This is a genomic window from Pantoea sp. SYBGC1 (genome assembly GCF_057197005.1).
Map to the genome: position 1 here is coordinate 124,234 of NZ_JBXUNM010000004.1, position 17,640 is coordinate 141,873.

Consider the following 17,640-nt stretch of genomic DNA (forward strand, 5'->3'; position numbering starts at 1 on the left):
CGATGGCGACTAAATTAACGCAGCACACCGGTATTGTCGCGCCACTGGATGCGGCCAACGTCGATACCGATGCCATTATTCCAAAGCAGTTTCTGCAGAAGGTCACCCGCACTGGCTTCGGTGCCCACCTGTTTCACGACTGGCGTTTTGACGATGATGCCGGCACACAGCCTACCGCCAGCTTTGTGCTTAACAAGCCTGAGTTTGCCGGTGCCAGCATTTTGCTGGCGCGCGAGAACTTCGGCTGCGGCTCCTCCCGTGAGCATGCCCCCTGGGCGCTGACCGACTTCGGTTTCCATGTCGTCATTGCGCCGAGCTTTGCCGATATCTTTTACGGCAACAGCTTTAACAATCAGCTGCTGCCGGTGCGACTGAGCGAAGAGGATGTTGACGCACTGTTCCGGCTGGTTGACGCCAGTCCGGGCATGCGCTTTACGGTGGATCTGGAAGCGCAGACGGTCACGGCAGGCGATAAGATCTATACGTTTGAGATCGACAGCTTCCGCCGCCACTGCATGATTAACGGCCTGGACAGTATCGGCCTGACGCTGCAGCATGAAGAGTCGATCGCGCGCTACGAGCAGCAGCAGCCCGCTTTCCTGCGCTAATGATTAAACGCCGCTACGTCAGGTAGCGGCACGTTTTACGCGCCGGCGATCTCCGTCGCCGGCTGCACATCGCGCACGCGCGCGATCAGCAGCAGCGCCAGCACGGACATGCCCAGCGCCACCTGATAAACCGATTCATGCCCGAAGCGCTCGCTCAGGATCCCCTGCAGCAGGCCGGCTACGATCAGTCCGGTGGAGATAGAGGTGGTAAACAGCGTTGTTGCCGCGCCCGCCCGGCCGGGCATCAGATCCTGAAACCAGAGCATACCAATACCGGCGATAATGCCGATAAAAGCGGCGTTAAACAGCTGCAGCAGCATCAGCGCCGTTTTTGAGGTAAACAGCACCAGCCCGAGATAAAAGAGAATTGCCGCCACGCCCGCCATCAGCATCAGCGCGCGCTTGCCGACGCGCTTCGCGTAAAAGCCCGCCAGCAGCATAATCGGGATCTCCAGCCCGGCGGCCGTTCCCATCAGCAGGCCCGCCAGCTTTTCCGGCAGCCCCAGCGTGTTACTCATGTAGAGCGGCATATCAATAAAATACATGGTGTTACACGCCCACATGATTACTGAGGCGATAAACAGCAGCATCACCTGCGCATCTTTCCACGGGCTGACCTGCAGCAGCAGCTGCTCCGGCGTCGCCACCACGCGCGGTACCGACGGCAGGCCGCGCCAGATCAGCAGCATACTCAGTAAAAACATGCCCGCCACCACGGCGAACAGCGTGACGAAACCGAAATTAAGCGCCAGCGCAAAGGAGAGCGGCGGACCGATGACCCACGCCAGCGACAGCTGCGCCCGCATCACCGAACTGAACATTACCACTTCACGCGCTGATGCGTCCGCGTACTCCCGCGCCAGCGCAAATATCTGCGGCATTGCGACGCTGGCCAGCGCGGAGAGCAGCACGCCCAGGCTTATCAGCGTGGCGTAGTGACGGTTAAACGCAAACAGCAGCGCGTTCAGAATGGCCATCAGGCAGCAAAAGAGGATCAGATGGCGCCGGTCGCCGCGCGTGTCGGAGCGCTTTGCTACCAGCATACTGATCACAATGCCGCCGAGTGCGTTGATGGTGAAAAAGAGTCCGACCCAGAAGGGCCGTACCTGCACCTCGCGGGTCAGAAACAGGCTGAGGGTTGGTGCCTGCAGCGCACCCGCAACGCCTGCCATAAAGGTGACAGCCATAAAAGCGAGATAGACCGGATCGGGGCGGCGCTGCCGCGTTAACAGCGACTTCATGCAGAAATCCCTTTGGAAAAAACAGAAAAGAGTAGCGAAAGAGCGTAGACGATTTCACACCGCTATGAAAAAAGCCAGCAGAGAAAAATCTGCTGGCGGTGTAATTGCACCCTACTCAGAAAAAATGTGCCACACGGGCGACACAGCTGGTTGAGCGCCACCCGGATCGGGTGCCTCCCGCTCTTCCATTAGCTGGCAGTATGCCTCTATTATAGGGCAGCAAACACTGAGCGAAATCGCCACGGAGTTCCCCTTTTATGTCTTCACCTCGTCTGCAGCAGCAATTTATTCGTCTCTGGCAGCAGTGTGAAGGTCAGGATCGGGCGACAACGCTTGATGCACTGGCCAGCAGCCTGCACTGTTCGCGGCGCCATATGCGCAACCTGCTTCAGGCGATGCAGCATGAAGGCTGGCTGACCTGGCAGGCTGAGGCGGGACGCGGAAAGCGTTCGCAGCTGCGCTTCCGCTGTACCGGTCTGGCGCTGCAGCAGCAGCGGGCAGAAGCGCTGCTGGAGCAGGACGGTATTGACCAGCTGGTTCAGCTGGTTGGCGACAAAGCGCAGGTGCGGCAGATGATTGCCGCCCACCTGGGCCGCAGCGTGCGTCAGGGAAAACATATTTTGCGCGTGCTCTACTACCGTCCGCTGCAGAACCTGCTGCCCGCCTCGCCGCTGCGCCGCTCCGAAACGCACCTGGCCCGCCAGATCTTCAGCGGCCTGACGCGCATAAATGAGGAAAACGGGGAAATTGAACCCGATATCGCTCACCACTGGCAGCAACTCTCCGCGCAGCAGTGGCGCTTTTATCTGCGTCCGGCCATCCGCTTTCATCACGGGCGCGAGCTGGAGATGGCCGATATTCTCGATTCGCTGCAGCGCAGCGCCGCTCTGCCGCTATTTGCGCATATCTCGCAGCTGCACTCGCCGGCGCCCTGGACGCTGGATATCACTCTGACCCAGCCTGACAGCTGGCTGCCGTGGCTGCTGGGCAGCGTCAGCGCCATGATCCTGCCGCGCGAATGGCCGTCCCTGCCCGACTTTGCCCGCCAGCCTGCCGGCTGCGGCCCTTACAGCGTGGTACGTAATCAGCAGACGCAGCTGAAAATTACCGCGTTTGACGACTACTTTGGTTACCGCGCGCTGATTGATGAAGTCTCCATCTGGGTGCTGCCGGAAGTCAGTGACGAGCTGGTCTACTCTGGCGTAAAACTGCAGGGCAGCGAGGCGGATGAGATAGCGGAAGAGAGTCGTCTGGAGGAGGGCTGCTACTTCCTGCTATTTGACCAGCGCTCCGCCTGGGGACGCCATGCCCGGTTCCGCCGCTGGGTCAGCGACCTGCTTAATCCGGTTACCCTGCTGCATCATGCCGATCCCGGCTATCAGCGTTACTGGTTTCCTGCCTGGGGCCTGCTGCCGCGCTGGCACCATCGCCGCAATCTGCGGGCGGCGGACAAGCCGGAAGGCCTGACCCGGCTAACGTTAAGCTGGTACAGCGACCACGTTGAGCATGAGGGCATCGCCAGCGCGCTGCGTCCCCTGCTGGCGATGCAGGGGGTTGAACTGATCACGCGAGTGGTGAGCTACGAAGCGTGGTTTGCCGGCGCCGGAGAGAGTGATATCTGGCTCGGCAGCGTTAACTTCACTCTGCCGCTGGAGTACGCACTGTTTGCGCAGCTCTATGAGCTGCCGCTGATGCAGCACTGCATTCCGCTGGCGTGGCATGAGGATGCTGCGCGCTGGCGTGAAAAACGCCTGCCGCTGGCTGAGTGGGCGCGCCAGCTGGTGGATCAGGACTGGCTGCATCCGCTGTTTCACCACTGGCTGCTGCTGGAAGGCCAGCGCAGCATGCGCGGCGTACGGCTGAACACGCTGGGCTGGTTCGATTTTAAATCTGCCTGGTTTGCGCCGCCGGCGTTATGACGCTTTCACGCCGTGGCGGAAATGTCTACACTAAGCCGTTCTCAACGGGGTGCCTGCGTTGTCAGGCTGAGAGAAACCCGTCGAACCTGATCCGGTTAATACCGGCGTAGGGATTTGAGATGTGCCTGCCTCAGATCCTTTGCGACTCACTCATATCCTCTCCTTAAGGAGCGCAAAGTGTTAAAGAACGTTCTGCCTGTCCTGCTGCTGTTATCCGCGCCGGTATTCGCCGCCAGACCGCTACTGACCGTCTATACCTATGATTCGTTCGCCGCTGAATGGGGCCCGGGCCCGGCGGTAAAGAAAGCGTTTGAAGCGGAGTGCGGCTGCGAACTGCGCTACGTGGCGCTGGAGGATGGCGTCTCGCTGCTCAACCGTCTGCGCATGGAAGGGAAAAACAGTAAAGCGGACGTTGTGCTGGGACTGGATAACAACCTTCTGCAGGCGGCGGAGAAAACCGGTCTGTTTGCTAAAAGTCAGGTCGATACCGCGGCGCTGCAGCTGCCTGAGCGCTGGCAGAACGACACCTTTGTTCCCTTTGATTACGGCTACTTCGCCTTTGTATATGACAAAAACCGCCTGAAGAATCCGCCTGCAAGCCTGCAGGAGTTGGTTGAAAGCCCGGAGAAATGGCGCGTTATCTATGAAGACCCGCGTACCAGTACGCCAGGACTCGGCCTGCTGCTCTGGATGCAAAAAGTGTTTGGCGATCGCAGCGACGCGGCGTGGCAGAAGCTGGCGGCGAAAACCGTTACCGTCACCAAAGGATGGAGTGAAGCGTACGGCCTGTTTCTCAAGGGCGAAGGCGATCTGGTGCTGAGCTATACCACTTCGCCCGCTTACCACATTATTGAAGAGAAGAAAGAGAACTACGCCGCTGCCACCTTCAGCGAGGGGCACTATCTGCAGGTCGAAGTCGCTGCACGGCTGGCCGGCAGCAAACAGCCGGCGCTGGCGCAGCGTTTTATGCAGTTTATCGTCAGCCCCGCTTTCCAGCAGACAATCCCCACCGGCAACTGGATGTACCCGGTGATCAAAAGCGATCTGCCGGCTGGCTATCGGGCGCTGAACGTGCCGCAAAAAGCGCTGCAGTTTTCACCGGCAGAAGTGGCTGACCAGCGCGCCGCGTGGATCAGCGCCTGGCAGCGGGCTGTCAGCCGCTGATGCCCGGCTGGCTGATACCCGGCGCGCTGAGCGCGCTGCTGCTGTGCGCCGTGGCGCTGCTCGCGCTGGGGGCGCTGCTGACGGCGGCCCCGCTGCCGGACATGCGCACACTGCTCAGTGACAGCTATCTGCACCACGTGCTGGCGTTCTCATTTGAGCAGGCGCTGCTTTCGGCACTCTGCTCCGTGCTGCCGGCCGTGCTGCTGGCGCGCGCGCTCTACCGCCGCCGCTTTCCTGGCCGCACGCTGCTGCTGCGTTTATGTGCGATGACGCTGGTGCTGCCGGTGCTGGTGGCGGTATTTGGCCTGCTGAGCGTCTACGGCCGCAGCGGCTGGCTGGCGCAGCTCTGCACGCTGCTGGGTATTCCCTACCACTTCTCTCCCTATGGCCTGCAGGGTATTTTGCTGGCGCACGTCTTCTTTAACCTGCCGCTGGCCACGCGCATGCTGCTGCAGGCGCTGGAGAGCATTCCGCCGGAGCAGCGTCAGCTGGCGGCTCAGCTTGGGCTGCGCGGCTGGAATCTGTTCCGGCTGCTGGAGTGGCCCTGGCTGCGCCGGCAGATCCTGCCGACCGCGGCGCTGATCTTTATGCTCTGCTTTGCCAGCTTCGCCACGGTGCTGGCGCTGGGCGGCGGGCCGCAGGCGACCACGCTGGAGCTGGCGATCTACCAGGCGCTGAGTTTTGATTACGATCCCGGCCGCGCCGCGCTGCTGGCGCTGCTGCAGCTCAGCTGTTGTCTGCTGCTGGTGCTGCTCAGTCAGCGCTTCAGTAAAGCGATCCCTGCCGGCAGTCAGACGCTGCAGGGCTGGCGCGATCCGCAGGATAGCGGGTTTGCACGCGTCAGCGACACGCTGCTGATTGCTCTCGCGCTGCTGCTGCTGCTGCCTCCGCTGGCGGCGGTGGTGGCCGATGGCGTGCGCGGCGGTGTGGCCGGCGCGCTGCAGCAGCCGGCGCTCTGGCAGGCCACGCTGACCTCGCTGCGCATCGCCCTTGGCGCGGGCGCACTCTGTGTGATCCTGACGATGATGCTGCTGTGGAGCAGCCGCGAGCTGCGTCAGCGCCAGCATCGGGCGAGCGCACAGGCGCTGGAGCTGAGCGGCATGCTGATTCTGGCGATGCCGGGCATCGTGCTGGCCAGCGGCTTCTTCCTGCTGTTTACCGCCACCTCCGGGCTGCCGGCGCGTGCCGACGGGCTGGTGATCTTTACCAATGCGCTGATTGCCATTCCCTACGCCATGAAAGTGCTGGAAAACCCGATGCGCGATATCACCGCACGCTATGCGCCGCTCTGCGCTTCGCTCGGTCTCTCCGGCCTCAATCGCCTGAAGCTGATTGAGCTGCGGCTGCTGAAGCGTCCGCTGGCGCAGGCGCTCGCCTTTGCCTGCGTGCTCTCGATTGGCGACTTTGGCGTAGTGGCGCTGTTTGGCAACGCCGATTTCCGCACCCTGCCCTGGTATCTTTATCAGCAGATCGGCGCCTATCGCGGTGCCGACGGTGCCGCGACCGCCCTGCTGCTGCTGCTGCTCTGCCTGTTACTTTTTACTCTGATGGAAAAACTGCCGGGACGCCATGCTGACACTCACTGATCTTACTTATCTTTATCAGCATCTGCCGATGCGTTTCAGCTTCAGCGCTCAGGCGGGTGAACGGCTGGCGATACTTGGCCCGAGCGGCGCCGGTAAAAGCACGCTGCTGAGCCTGATCGGCGGCTTTCTGCCGGTCAGCCACGGCACGCTGCTGATTAACGGCCGCGATCACACCCGCAGCGTACCGGCGCTGCGTCCGGTCTCGATGCTGTTTCAGGAGAACAATCTCTTTCCGCACCTTTCGGTGCAGCAGAATCTGGCCCTGGGTCTGCATCCGGGCCTGAAGCTCACGCGCGACCAGCGGCAGCTGCTGGGGGAGATTGCACACCAGACCGGACTGCATGATTTACTGACGCGCTTGCCTGGCGAACTCTCCGGTGGCCAGCGGCAGCGGGTGGCGCTGGCACGCTGCCTGCTGCGCAACCAGCCGGTACTGCTGCTGGATGAGCCTTTTTCCGCGCTCGACCCGGCGCTGCGCCGCGAAATGCTGCAGCTGGTGCGCACGGTGTGTGACGCACGCAATATCACGCTGCTGATGGTGTCGCACAGTCTGGAGGATGCGCAGCAGATTGCCGCACGCAGTCTGGTGATTGCTGATGGCCGGATCGAGTGGGATGGTGAGACGGCGGCGCTGCTTCGGGGTGAGAGCAGCAGCGCCGCGCGCCTGGGTATTACGCCAGCTTAAGCAAAGAAGACTTTCCAGAGCAGCTGCAGGAAAACAGGCATCATCGGATGAAACAGCAGCGCGATAAACGCGGCGCTGCCCGCTATGGCCATCAGCGGCGCCAGCCAGCGCAGGCGCGCTTTCGGCAGGTAGCGGGTTGCCCAGTCGCGCGTTTTGTCACTGCGCCACCAGCGCCAGAGCAGCCAGCCGCCCAGCCAGAGCAGAATCGTTACCAGCAGCAGCAGCCATTTAAAGCTGTCGCCCTGCGCCTGCGGCACATCAATGGCCACACCGGCGAGGATCCCCGGCAGCAGATAGGCGGGCGGCCACAAAATACAGCCGATGATATTGGGCGGCAGAAATTTCCGCGCCGGCAGCTCAAGCATACCGGCCGCCAGCGGGATCAGCGGACGTGTCGGACCGACAAAGCGGCCTACCAGCACGGTAAACATGCTGTGCTGATGCAGCGCATGCTCGGTCTTATCCAGCAGGCTTTGATACTTTTTCAGATACTTCCAGCGGTGCAGCGGCCCCTGAAACTTCCAGCCGATACCGTAGGAGATCCAGTCGCCCAGCAGGCAGCCAATCAGCCCCGCCGCCCACGCCGGATAGAGGCCAATCTGACCGCTGCCCACCAGCGCCCCCAGGCTGGCCATCAGCACGGTACCCGGCAGCAGCAGACCCACAAACGCCAGTGATTCAAGAAAGGTCACCAGAGCAACGGCGAACAGCGCGTACTCCAGCGATTGTGTAAACAGGTGTTGAATCCAGGCTTCCATAGCTATCCTCTGCGGAATATGAAGGCTGGATTGTCCTGAGCCTGCGTCAGGGCGTCAAGCTTTTCCCGCTGCGCTGCAGAGAGTTGCCGACACTGTATAAACATCCATGGTATACTGCGCATAATTTCTTCTCCGGAGTTACCGTGACAGAACCGCGCGCAGGCTATCTGCTGACCCGCCACTGGCGGGATACCCCTTCAGGCAGCGAGATCACGCTGTGGCTGGCAACCGATGCCGGACCGCAGCGGCTGGTGCTGCCCGCGCAGGAGTCAGTGGCGTTTATTCCCGAAGCGTTCCGCCGTCAGACCGAAGCGCTCATCCGCGACGAAGCCCACACCCGTCTGCAGTCGTTGACGCTGAAAGATTTCCATTGCCGTCCGGTGTTTGGCCTCTATTGCCGCAGCCATCGTCAGCTGCAGCAGCTGGAGAAACGTCTGCGGGAGAACGGCATCAGCGTTTATGAAGCCGATATCCGGCCGCCCGAGCGCTATCTGATGGAGCGCTTTATTACCGCCCCGGTCTGGTTCAGCGGCGAGCCGCGCGGTGATACTCTGATCAACGCCCGCCTGAAGCCGCATCCCGGCTACCGGCCGCCTCTGCGCTGGGTGTCGCTGGATATTGAAACCACCGAACGCGGCGAGCTTTACTGTATCGGGCTGGAAGGCTGCGGTCAGCGTCAGGTTTATATGCTGGGCCCGCCCAACGGCGACGCCAGCGCGCTCAGCTTTGAGCTGATTTACGTTGAGAGCCGCCAGCAGCTGCTGGAGCAGCTTAACGCCTGGTTCGCGCGGCACGATCCCGATGTGGTCATTGGCTGGAACGTGGTGCAGTTTGACCTGCGGGTGCTGCAAAAGCATGCCGATCGCTACGGCATTCCGCTGCGCCTCGGCCGTCAGCAGCAGCCGCTGGAGTGGCGTGAACACGGCTTTAAGCCAGGCATCTTTACCGCCCAGCTCGCCGGCCGCGTCGTCATTGACGGCATTGAAGCGCTGAAGTCTGCCTACTGGGATTTCCCCTCGTTCAGTCTGGAATCCGTTGCGCGCGAGCTGCTGGGTGAAGGTAAAGCGATCAATAATCCGTGGCAGCGCATGGAGGAGATCAACTGGCGCTTTGCCCATGATAAACCCGCGCTCGCGACCTATAACCTGAAAGATTGCGAGCTGGTGACGCGCATTTTTCACCATACCGCCATCATGCCCTTTTTGCTGGAGCGGGCCAGCGTTAACGGCCTGGCGCTGGATCGGCACGGCGGCTCGGTTGCGGCGTTCAGTCATCTCTATATTCCGCGTATGCATCGCGCGGGGTACGTAGCGCCCAATCAGGGCGACGTGGCGCCGGAGGCGAGTCCCGGCGGCTATGTGATGGACTCCCGTCCCGGCCTCTATGATTCAGTGCTGGTGCTGGATTACAAAAGCCTTTATCCCTCAATCATCCGTACTTTTCTGATCGATCCCGTCGGGCTGGTTGAGGGCCTGGCCCATCCGTCTGACGCAGAGTCTGTGCCTGGCTTTCGCGAAGCGCGCTTCTCGCGTCACCTTCACTGCCTGCCTGATATCGTGGCGCAGATCTGGCAGGGGCGTGAAGCCGCAAAGCGCGACGGCAATGCGCCGCTCTCGCAGGCGCTGAAAATCATCATGAACGCCTTTTACGGCGTGCTGGGCACCAGCGCCTGTCGCTTTTTTGATTCACGCCTCGCCTCCTCAATCACGCTGCGCGGCCACGCCATCATGCAGCAGACGCGGGCGCTGATTGAGGCGGAAGGGTTTACGGTGATCTACGGTGACACCGACTCCACGTTTGTCTGGCTGCAGGGCAAATATAGCGAGGAGCAGGCAGCGGCCACCGGCCAGCGGCTGACGACGCTGATCAACCGCTGGTGGCAGCAGCATCTGCAGCAGACGCTCGGCCTGACAAGCGCACTGGAACTGGAGTATGAGACGCACTTCAGCCGTTTTCTGATGCCCACCATTCGCAACGCCGAACAGGGCAGCAAAAAGCGCTACGCCGGGCTGAGCGGCAGCGGCGCGCAGCAGCGTCTGGTGTTTAAAGGGCTGGAGTCAGTGCGTACTGACTGGACGCCGCTGGCGCAGCAGTTTCAGCAGCAGCTCTATGGCCGTATTTTCCGCGGGGAGCCCTGGCAGGCCTATATCCGTGAAACGGTCGCGCAGCTGATGGCCGGCCAGCTTGACGATCTGCTGGTGTATAAAAAACGCCTGCGGCGACCGCTGCATGAGTATGAGCGCAACGTTCCGCCGCACGTGCGCGCGGCGCGTCTTGCCGATGAACATAACCGCAGGCTGCAGCGTCCGCTGCAGTACCAGAAAGGCGGTTCCATCCGCTATGTGATGGCGACCGCCGGGCCGGAGCCGCTGGAGGTGCGTACCACGCCACTCGATTACGATCACTATGTCAGCAAACAGCTGCAGCCGATAGCGGATGGCATTCTGCCGTTTGTCGGTGACGACTTTGCTACACTGATTACCGGGCAGCTGGGGCTTTTTTGACAGGTGACGAACGCCCTGCCATCCAGTACCATAGCGCCCTTCCTGTATTTCAGCATGCACAACCTGACCAGACATCTGTCTGGCGCTTTGTTATTGCCTGAGAGCAGGCGAACGTCTTTAAGTCATTCAGAGAATCGAGCAAAAAATATATGGTATTTACACTGGGTCAACGCTGGATAAGTGATACGGAAAGTGAACTGGGACTGGGTACGGTCGTGGCGCTGGATACGCGCATGGTCACGCTGATGTTTCCCGCAACCGGCGAGAACCGCCTCTATGCCCGTCATGATTCTCCGGTCACCCGCGTGATTTTCAATCCGGGTGATACCGTTACCAGCCATGAAGGCTGGCAGATGCTGGTTGATGAAGTGCGGCATGAAAATGAGCTGGTGACCTACATCGGTACCCGTGCTGATACCGAAGAGAGCAACGTGGTGCTGCGCGAAGTGATGCTGGACAGCAAGCTGGTCTTCAGCAAGCCGCAGGATCGCCTGTTCGCCGGTCAGCTCGATCGCATGGATCGCTTCGCCCTGCGCTTTCGCGCGCGCAAATATCAGAGCGAGCAGTATCGCCTTGCCGTCAGCGGCCTGCGCGGCATGCGCACCAACCTTATCCCGCACCAGCTGCATATCGCACACGATGTGGGCCGCCGTCACGCGCCGCGCGTGCTGCTGGCAGATGAAGTCGGCCTGGGTAAAACCATTGAGGCGGGCATGATCATCCAGCAGCAGCTGCTGGCGGGACGCGCCGACCGTGTGCTGATCGTGGTGCCGGAAACGCTGCAGCATCAGTGGCTGGTAGAGATGCTGCGCCGCTTTAACCTGCGCTTTGCTCTGTTTGATGACGATCGTTATACCGAAGCGCAGCACGACAGCGACAATCCGTTTGAAACGGAACAGCTGATTATCTGCTCGCTCGACTTTGTGCGCCGCAATAAACAGCGTCTGGAACTGCTGGCGGATGCGGAGTGGGATCTGCTGGTCGTGGATGAGGCGCACCACCTGGCGTGGAGTGAAGCGGCACCCAGCCGCGAATATCAGGTGATTGAACAGCTGGCGGAGAACACGCCGGGCGTACTGCTGCTTACCGCCACGCCGGAACAGCTGGGGCTGGAGAGCCACTTTGCCCGTCTGCGCCTGCTCGATCCCGACCGCTTTCACGATTTCAGCCAGTTTGTCGCCGAGCAGCAGCACTATCGTCCGGTGGCCGATGCCGTCAGCTCACTGCTGGCGGACCAGGCGATCAGCAAAGATGAGATGAACCTGATCAATGAGCTGATTGGCGAGCAGGATATCGAACCGCTACTGCAGGTTGCTAACAGCGACCGCGACGGTAAAGAGGATGCGCGCAAAGAGCTGGTCTCAATGCTGATGGACCGCCACGGCACCAGCCGCGTTCTGTTCCGCAACACCCGTAACGGCGTGAAGGGCTTTCCAAAGCGCGAGCTGCAGCAGATCCGCCTGCCGCTGCCGGCGCAGTATCAGACAGCGATCAAAGTCTCCGGCATTATGGCGGCCCGCAAGTCGCCGGAGGAGCGCGCCCGGGACATGCTCTATCCAGAGCAGATCTATCAGGAGTTTGAAGGCGATAGCGGCACGTGGTGGAACTTTGATCCGCGCGTTGAGTGGCTGATGGGTTATCTCACCAGCAACCGCAAAGAGAAAGTGCTGGTGATTTGTGCCAAAGCGGCCACTGCGCTGCAGCTGGAGCAGGTGCTGCGCGAGCGTGAAGGTATTCGCGCGGCGGTGTTCCATGAAGGTCTCTCCATTATTGAGCGCGATCGCGCGGCGGCGTTCTTCGCCTCGCAGGAAGAGGGCGCGCAGGTGCTGATCTGCTCGGAGATCGGCTCTGAGGGCCGTAACTTCCAGTTCGCCAGCCGGCTGGTGATGTTCGATCTGCCGTTTAACCCCGATCTGCTGGAGCAGCGTATCGGACGCCTCGATCGTATCGGTCAGCTGCACGATATCCAGATCATGGTGCCCTGGCTGGAGAAAACCGCACAGGCGGTGCTGCTGCGCTGGTATCACGAAGGACTGGACGCATTTGAGCACACCTGCCCTACCGGCCGCGCTATTTATGACGCTGAATATAATCAGCTGATTGAGTTCCTGGCGGCACCGGAAAACCCGCAGGGTCTTGATGAGTTCATCCTGAAAAGCCGTAAGCAGCACGATGCGCTGAAAGCGCAGCTGGAGCAGGGCCGCGACCGCCTGCTGGAGCTTAACTCCAACGGCGGCGAAGCGGCGATGGCGCTGGCTGATACCATTGCAGCTCAGGATAATGATACCGAGCTGGTAAACTTTGCGCTCAATCTGTTCGACATTGTCGGCATCAATCAGGAAGATCGCAGCGACAATCTGATTGTTCTGACCCCTTCCGATCACATGCTGGTACCCGATTTCCCCGGCCTGCCGGAAGATGGCTGTACGATTACCTTTAACCGTAATCAGGCGCTGTCGCGCGAAGATACGCAGTTCATTACCTGGGAGCATCCGCTGATTCGCAATGGTCTGGATCTTATCCTCTCCGGCGATACCGGCAGCTGCGCCCTGTCACTGCTGAAGAACAAGGCGCTTCCGGTCGGTACGCTGCTGGTTGAGATGATCTATGTGGTTGAGGCGCAGGCACCGAAACAGCTGCAGCTTACCCGCTTCCTGCCGCCGACGCCGGTGCGCATGCTGATGGATCGCGCGGGTAATAATCTGGCGGGCAAAGTGGAGTTTGAGAGCTTCAACCGTCAGCTTAACGCGGTTAACCGCCATACCGGCAGCAAACTGGTCAACGCCGTCCAGCAGGATGTGCATGCCATTCTGACGCAGGCGGAGCAGGCCGTGGTGCCGGAAGCGCAGGCGCTGATTGCCGCGGCGAAAGCGGAGGCGGATGAAAAGCTGAGCGCGGAGCTGTCGCGACTCGAAGCACTGCGCGCCGTCAATCCTAACATCCGTGACGATGAGGTTGAGGCGCTGGAGAGCAATCGTGCGCAGGTGCTGGCCAGCCTGAGCGATGCGGGCTGGCGTCTCGATGCGCTGCGCCTGATCGTCGTAACGCACCAGTAAGCAGGCGAGGCTGACATGCTGATGGAACCCTACAATCCGCCGTCCGAACCCTGGCTGCATATTCTGTATCAGGACGCGCACATTATGGTGGTCAACAAACCGAGCGGATTGCTGTCGGTGCCGGGCCGGCTGGAGGAGCACAGGGATAGCGTGATGACGCGCATCCAGCGTGATTTTCCGCAGGCGGAATCGGTGCACCGGCTCGATATGGCGACCAGCGGCGTGATTGTGGTGGCGCTGAACAAGGCGGCAGAGCGCGAGCTGAAGCGTCAGTTTCGCGAGCGTGAGCCGTCAAAGCACTATGTGGCGCGCGTCTGGGGCCATCCGGCAGCGGAAAAGGGCCTGATCGATCTGCCGCTGATTTGCGACTGGCCGAACCGGCCAAAGCAGATGGTAAGTCACGAACTGGGAAAACCGGCTCAGACGGAGTATGAAGTGCTGGAGTATGCCGCCGATAACAGCGCGCGCGTGCTGCTGAAGCCCATTACCGGTCGCTCACATCAGCTGCGCGTGCATCTGCTGGCGCTGGGACATCCGATCCTCGGCGATCGTTTCTATGCACATGAGGCGGCGCTGGCGATGGCAGCCCGTCTGCAGCTGCATGCGGAGTCGCTGACCATTACCCATCCGGCCTTTGGCAGCAGCATGACGTTTCGTCAGCCAGCGGAGTTCTGACCTGCGTCACCCCGCCCTCTTTCCGGTAAAAAGGGCGGGATGGCCGGGCTATTTAAACCCTTTCTCTTTGCGGATCAGGTCGTACGCGGCCTGAATCTCCTGCGCTTTCTGTTTCGCCATCTCCATCATTTCCGGCGGCAGGCCTTTCGCCACCAGCTTATCGGGATGATGTTCACTCATCAGCTTGCGATAAGCGCGTTTAATGGTGGTGTTATCATCACTGCTTTTCACGCCCAGTACGCTGCAGGCGTCTTCCAGCGTGGGTCCGCGCTTCGCCTGCTGCCAGCCGCCGCCTGAGGCACCCGCGCCGCCAAACTGCTGGCCGCCTTCCATCATGCGCAGAAACTGATCGAACTGCTGGCGCGAGATCCCCAGCTCTTCGGCAATCACATACAGCACCTGCCGCTCATTCGGATGCAGAGAACCATCCGCAAATGCCGCCTGAATCTGAATTTCCAGAAACATCCGAATCAGATCGAAGCGGCCAAAACAGGCGCTGCGCAGCTCACGCAGTTTGTTACGTAGCGGATAGTCGCTCTGCTTGCCTTCACGAAAGGCGCGCTGCGCGGCAGTACGCGCTTCTCCATGCAGCTGCATACGATCCATAAACAGCGACGCAATCTGAATATCCGCTTCGGTGACGCGCCCTTTTGATTTGGTCAGATGTCCCATGACCTGAAACGTCGTGCTGAAAAACAGCGTCTGCCGCGACTGATTATTGGCAAAGTATCCCTGCCCTTTTACGCTGCGCACTTTATCAATCAGATGACCAATGATCAGACCCAGGACAATGCCCCAGAACCCCGCGCCTGACATCACGCCAAGCGCAAGACCAATAACTTTTCCCCAGTAGCGCATAAACTCCTCAATTCGCCATGCTTGTGGCTGAAAATTGCATTATCATACCTGTCATTTATCTCCGCGCCTAACGGCAACGCAGACAGAAAAGGATTAACGCTGGCACTACGCCGGGCGGTAAGTTAGTCTCTGTCCGGATTGTCGGCATGATGCCAGTGTCCATGGAATTATCGAAACCGCGTATGAAAAAACGTATACCTACCCTGCTGGCAACCATGATTGGTGCCGCACTTTATAGTCAGCACGCGCTGGCCGACGATTTGATGTCGCAGTGTATGCTGGGCGTGCCAAGCTACAACCGCCCGGTTATTAATGGTGACGCTAACTCCCTGCCGGTAACCATCAATTCCGATTCGGCAAAAGGCAATTATCCGGATGATGCAGTATTCACCGGTAATGTCGATGTGCAGCAGGGTAACAGCCGTCTGCGCGCTGACGAAATGCAGCTGCATCAGCGTCAGCAGGAGGGCCAGACCGCGCCGGTACGCACCGTGGATGCGTTGGGTAATGTGCACTATGACGATAATCAGGTCATCCTGAAAGGTCCGAAAGCCTGGTCCAATCTGAATACCAAAGACACCAACGTCTGGAACGGCAACTACCAGATGGTGGGACGTCAGGGACGCGGTGATGCCGACCAGATGAAGCTGCGTGGCAATAACCGGTATACCATCCTCGAAAATGGCACCTTTACCTCCTGTCTGCCGGGCTCTAACAGCTGGAGCGTGGTGGGATCAGAGGTGATCCAGGATCGTCAGGAAGAGGTGGCGGAGATCTGGAACGCGCGCTTTAAACTCGGCAATGTGCCGGTGTTTTACAGCCCTTATCTGCAGCTGCCGATCGGCGATCGTCGTCGTTCCGGTTTCCTGATCCCGAATGCGAAATATGGCAGTAATAACGGCTTCGAATTTATGCTGCCGTACTACTGGAATATTGCGCCGCAGGCGGATGCCACGCTGACGCCACACTATATGAGCAAGCGCGGTACGCAGCTGCAAACGGAGTTCCGTTACCTTACGGTGTTTGGCGCCGGCCTGATGGAGCTGGATTACCTGCCGTCCGATAAGCAGTATGAAAAAGATCGCGCGGCGCGCTCTTCTATTGAAGACGATCAGGACTCCAAACGCTGGCTCTTCTTCTGGCGCCATTCAGGCGTTTACGATCAGCACTGGCGCTTTGCGGCGGATTATACCAAGGTCAGCGATCCCTACTATTTCAACGATATCGACTCGAAATATTACAGCTCGACCAATAACTATGCGACGCAGAAATTCAGCATCGGCTACGCGGATACCAACTGGGATGCGACGCTCTCGACCAAAGATTTCCAGGTCTTCGGCAATACCAGCTCTGCCAACGTCTACCGTGCTGCGCCGCAGCTTGACGTTAACGCCTACCAGAATGATATCGGTCCGTTTGATGGCCGCGTCTATGCACAGGCGGTGAAGTTTACCAACGTCAGCAACCGGATGCCGGAAGCGACGCGTCTGCACATTGAGCCGACGCTGAATCTGCCGCTCTCCAACGGCTGGGCCAGTCTCGATACCGAAGCAAAACTGCTGGCTACGCACTATCAGCAGGACAATATCGAAAGCTATAACACCCGCTTTAATCCTGACGCCACAAACAACAACAGCGGACGGCTGAAAGATTCCGTAAACCGTACGCTGCCGCAGTTTAAAGTAGATGGCCGTCTGGTATTTGATCGCGATATGGACTGGTCGCAGGGCTATACCCAGACGCTGGAGCCGCGCGTTCAGTATCTCTATATTCCGTATCGCGATCAGAGCAACATCTATCCTTACGACTCTACGCTGCTGCAGACCGACTATACCGGCCTGTTCCGCGATCGCACCTATAGCGGTCTCGATCGCATCGCCTCCTCGAATGAAGTGGCAAGTGGCGTAACGACACGCATTTATGACAACGATCTGGTTGAACGTTTTAACGTTTCTGTAGGTCAAATCTACTCGTTTACTCCGTCGCGTACCGGCGTAAACCAGACAAATAAAGAAGATGATACCGGCAGCCTGGTATGGGCTGGCGACACGTACTGGAAAATCAGCGATCGCTGGAACGTGCGTGGCGGACTGCAGTATGACACCCGTCTCGACAACGTTTCACAGGGTAATACGGTACTGGAGTATCGCCGTGATGCCGATCGCATGCTGCAGCTGAGCTATCGCTACAGCAGCCCGGAATATGTCGCGCAGGCGCGTAACAACGCCAGCCTGATCAACAATCCGATTTATAAAAATGGCATTTCGCAGGTCGGTGCAACCGGCAGCGTACCGATTGCCGATGCCTGGTCGCTGGTGGGGGCATACTACTATGATACCCGCAACAGCCGTCCGGCAGAGCAGCTGGTAGGCGTGCAGTACAGTTCCTGCTGCTACGCTATTCGTCTGGGCTACGAGCGCAAGATTAACGGCTGGGAAAACAACGACAGTAAATATGACAACCAAATCTCATTCAACATTGAGCTGCGTGGCCTGAGTTCCAACTACGGCTTAGGCACTAATGAAATGCTGCGTCAGGGCATTATTCCCTATCAGCGCGCATTCTGATGTTGTGATGTTTGACAGG

12 protein-coding genes and 1 riboswitch are annotated in these 17,640 nt (G+C 59.6%); of the genes, 9 read left to right on the forward strand and 3 right to left on the reverse strand.

The annotated features are described in order from the left end of the window. Positions 1-2: 2 nt before the first annotated feature. Positions 3-608: a 3-isopropylmalate dehydratase small subunit gene (gene leuD / locus AC2CF9_RS09595; protein WP_484556844.1), complete on the forward strand. Its 606-nt coding sequence runs from the start codon at positions 3-5 to the stop codon at positions 606-608. 35 nt (positions 609-643) lie between these two features. Here leuD and AC2CF9_RS09600 read toward each other — a convergent pair whose 3' ends face one another. Next, positions 644-1,849 (reverse strand): MFS transporter, encoded by a 1,206-nt coding sequence (locus AC2CF9_RS09600; RefSeq protein WP_150017972.1) that lies wholly within the window; start codon positions 1,847-1,849, stop codon positions 644-646. 257 nt (positions 1,850-2,106) lie between these two features. On the opposite strand from AC2CF9_RS09600, the gene sgrR reads away from it, so the two are divergent. From sgrR to thiQ, 4 genes are all read left to right on the forward strand, one after another. Then, a complete protein-coding gene (sgrR, locus tag AC2CF9_RS09605; protein ID WP_484556845.1) occupies positions 2,107-3,768 on the forward strand; it encodes an HTH-type transcriptional regulator SgrR in 1,662 nt (553 codons plus the stop codon). 35 nt (positions 3,769-3,803) lie between these two features. Further along, positions 3,804-3,899, forward strand: a riboswitch (TPP riboswitch). Positions 3,900-3,945: 46 nt separating this feature from the next. Then, positions 3,946-4,932, forward strand: a complete 987-nt coding sequence (thiB, locus tag AC2CF9_RS09610) for a thiamine ABC transporter substrate binding subunit (RefSeq protein ID WP_039382540.1) — start codon at positions 3,946-3,948, stop codon at positions 4,930-4,932. Then, entirely contained in the window at positions 4,908-6,518 is a 1,611-nt protein-coding gene (gene thiP, locus AC2CF9_RS09615; protein WP_484556919.1) for a thiamine/thiamine pyrophosphate ABC transporter permease ThiP, read from the forward strand. Before thiB ends, thiP begins: the two co-directional genes overlap by 25 nt. Then, complete coding sequence (gene thiQ, locus AC2CF9_RS09620) at positions 6,502-7,203, forward strand: thiamine ABC transporter ATP-binding protein ThiQ (protein WP_484556846.1); 702 nt, start codon at positions 6,502-6,504, stop codon at positions 7,201-7,203. Before thiP ends, thiQ begins: the two co-directional genes overlap by 17 nt. Here thiQ and AC2CF9_RS09625 read toward each other — a convergent pair. Continuing rightward, positions 7,200-7,961 (reverse strand): DedA family protein, encoded by a 762-nt coding sequence (locus AC2CF9_RS09625; protein ID WP_484556847.1) that lies wholly within the window; start codon positions 7,959-7,961, stop codon positions 7,200-7,202. The genes thiQ and AC2CF9_RS09625 overlap by 4 nt on opposite strands. A 143-nt stretch (positions 7,962-8,104) precedes the next feature. On the opposite strand from AC2CF9_RS09625, the gene polB reads away from it, so the two are divergent. The 3 genes from polB (at position 8,105) to rluA (ending at position 14,196) form a co-directional block, all read left to right on the forward strand. Beyond that, on the forward strand, positions 8,105-10,465 hold the full coding sequence (gene polB / locus AC2CF9_RS09630; RefSeq protein WP_484556848.1) for a DNA polymerase II: 2,361 nt from the start codon (positions 8,105-8,107) through the stop codon (positions 10,463-10,465). A gap of 149 nt (positions 10,466-10,614) precedes the next feature. Then, positions 10,615-13,521: an RNA polymerase-associated protein RapA gene (gene rapA, locus AC2CF9_RS09635; RefSeq protein WP_484556849.1), complete on the forward strand. Its 2,907-nt coding sequence runs from the start codon at positions 10,615-10,617 to the stop codon at positions 13,519-13,521. 15 nt (positions 13,522-13,536) lie between these two features. After that, entirely contained in the window at positions 13,537-14,196 is a 660-nt protein-coding gene (rluA, locus tag AC2CF9_RS09640) for a bifunctional tRNA pseudouridine(32) synthase/23S rRNA pseudouridine(746) synthase RluA (RefSeq protein WP_150017979.1), read from the forward strand. 48 nt (positions 14,197-14,244) lie between these two features. Here the strand turns inward: rluA and djlA are convergent, their stop codons facing one another. Further along, positions 14,245-15,054, reverse strand: coding sequence for a co-chaperone DjlA (gene djlA, locus AC2CF9_RS09645; RefSeq protein ID WP_484556850.1), 810 nt, complete (start codon positions 15,052-15,054; stop codon positions 14,245-14,247). Between the two features lie 182 nt (positions 15,055-15,236). On the opposite strand from djlA, the gene lptD reads away from it, so the two are divergent. Next, positions 15,237-17,621 (forward strand): LPS assembly protein LptD, encoded by a 2,385-nt coding sequence (lptD, locus tag AC2CF9_RS09650; RefSeq protein ID WP_052246515.1) that lies wholly within the window; start codon positions 15,237-15,239, stop codon positions 17,619-17,621. The last annotated feature ends 19 nt before the right edge of the window (positions 17,622-17,640 follow it).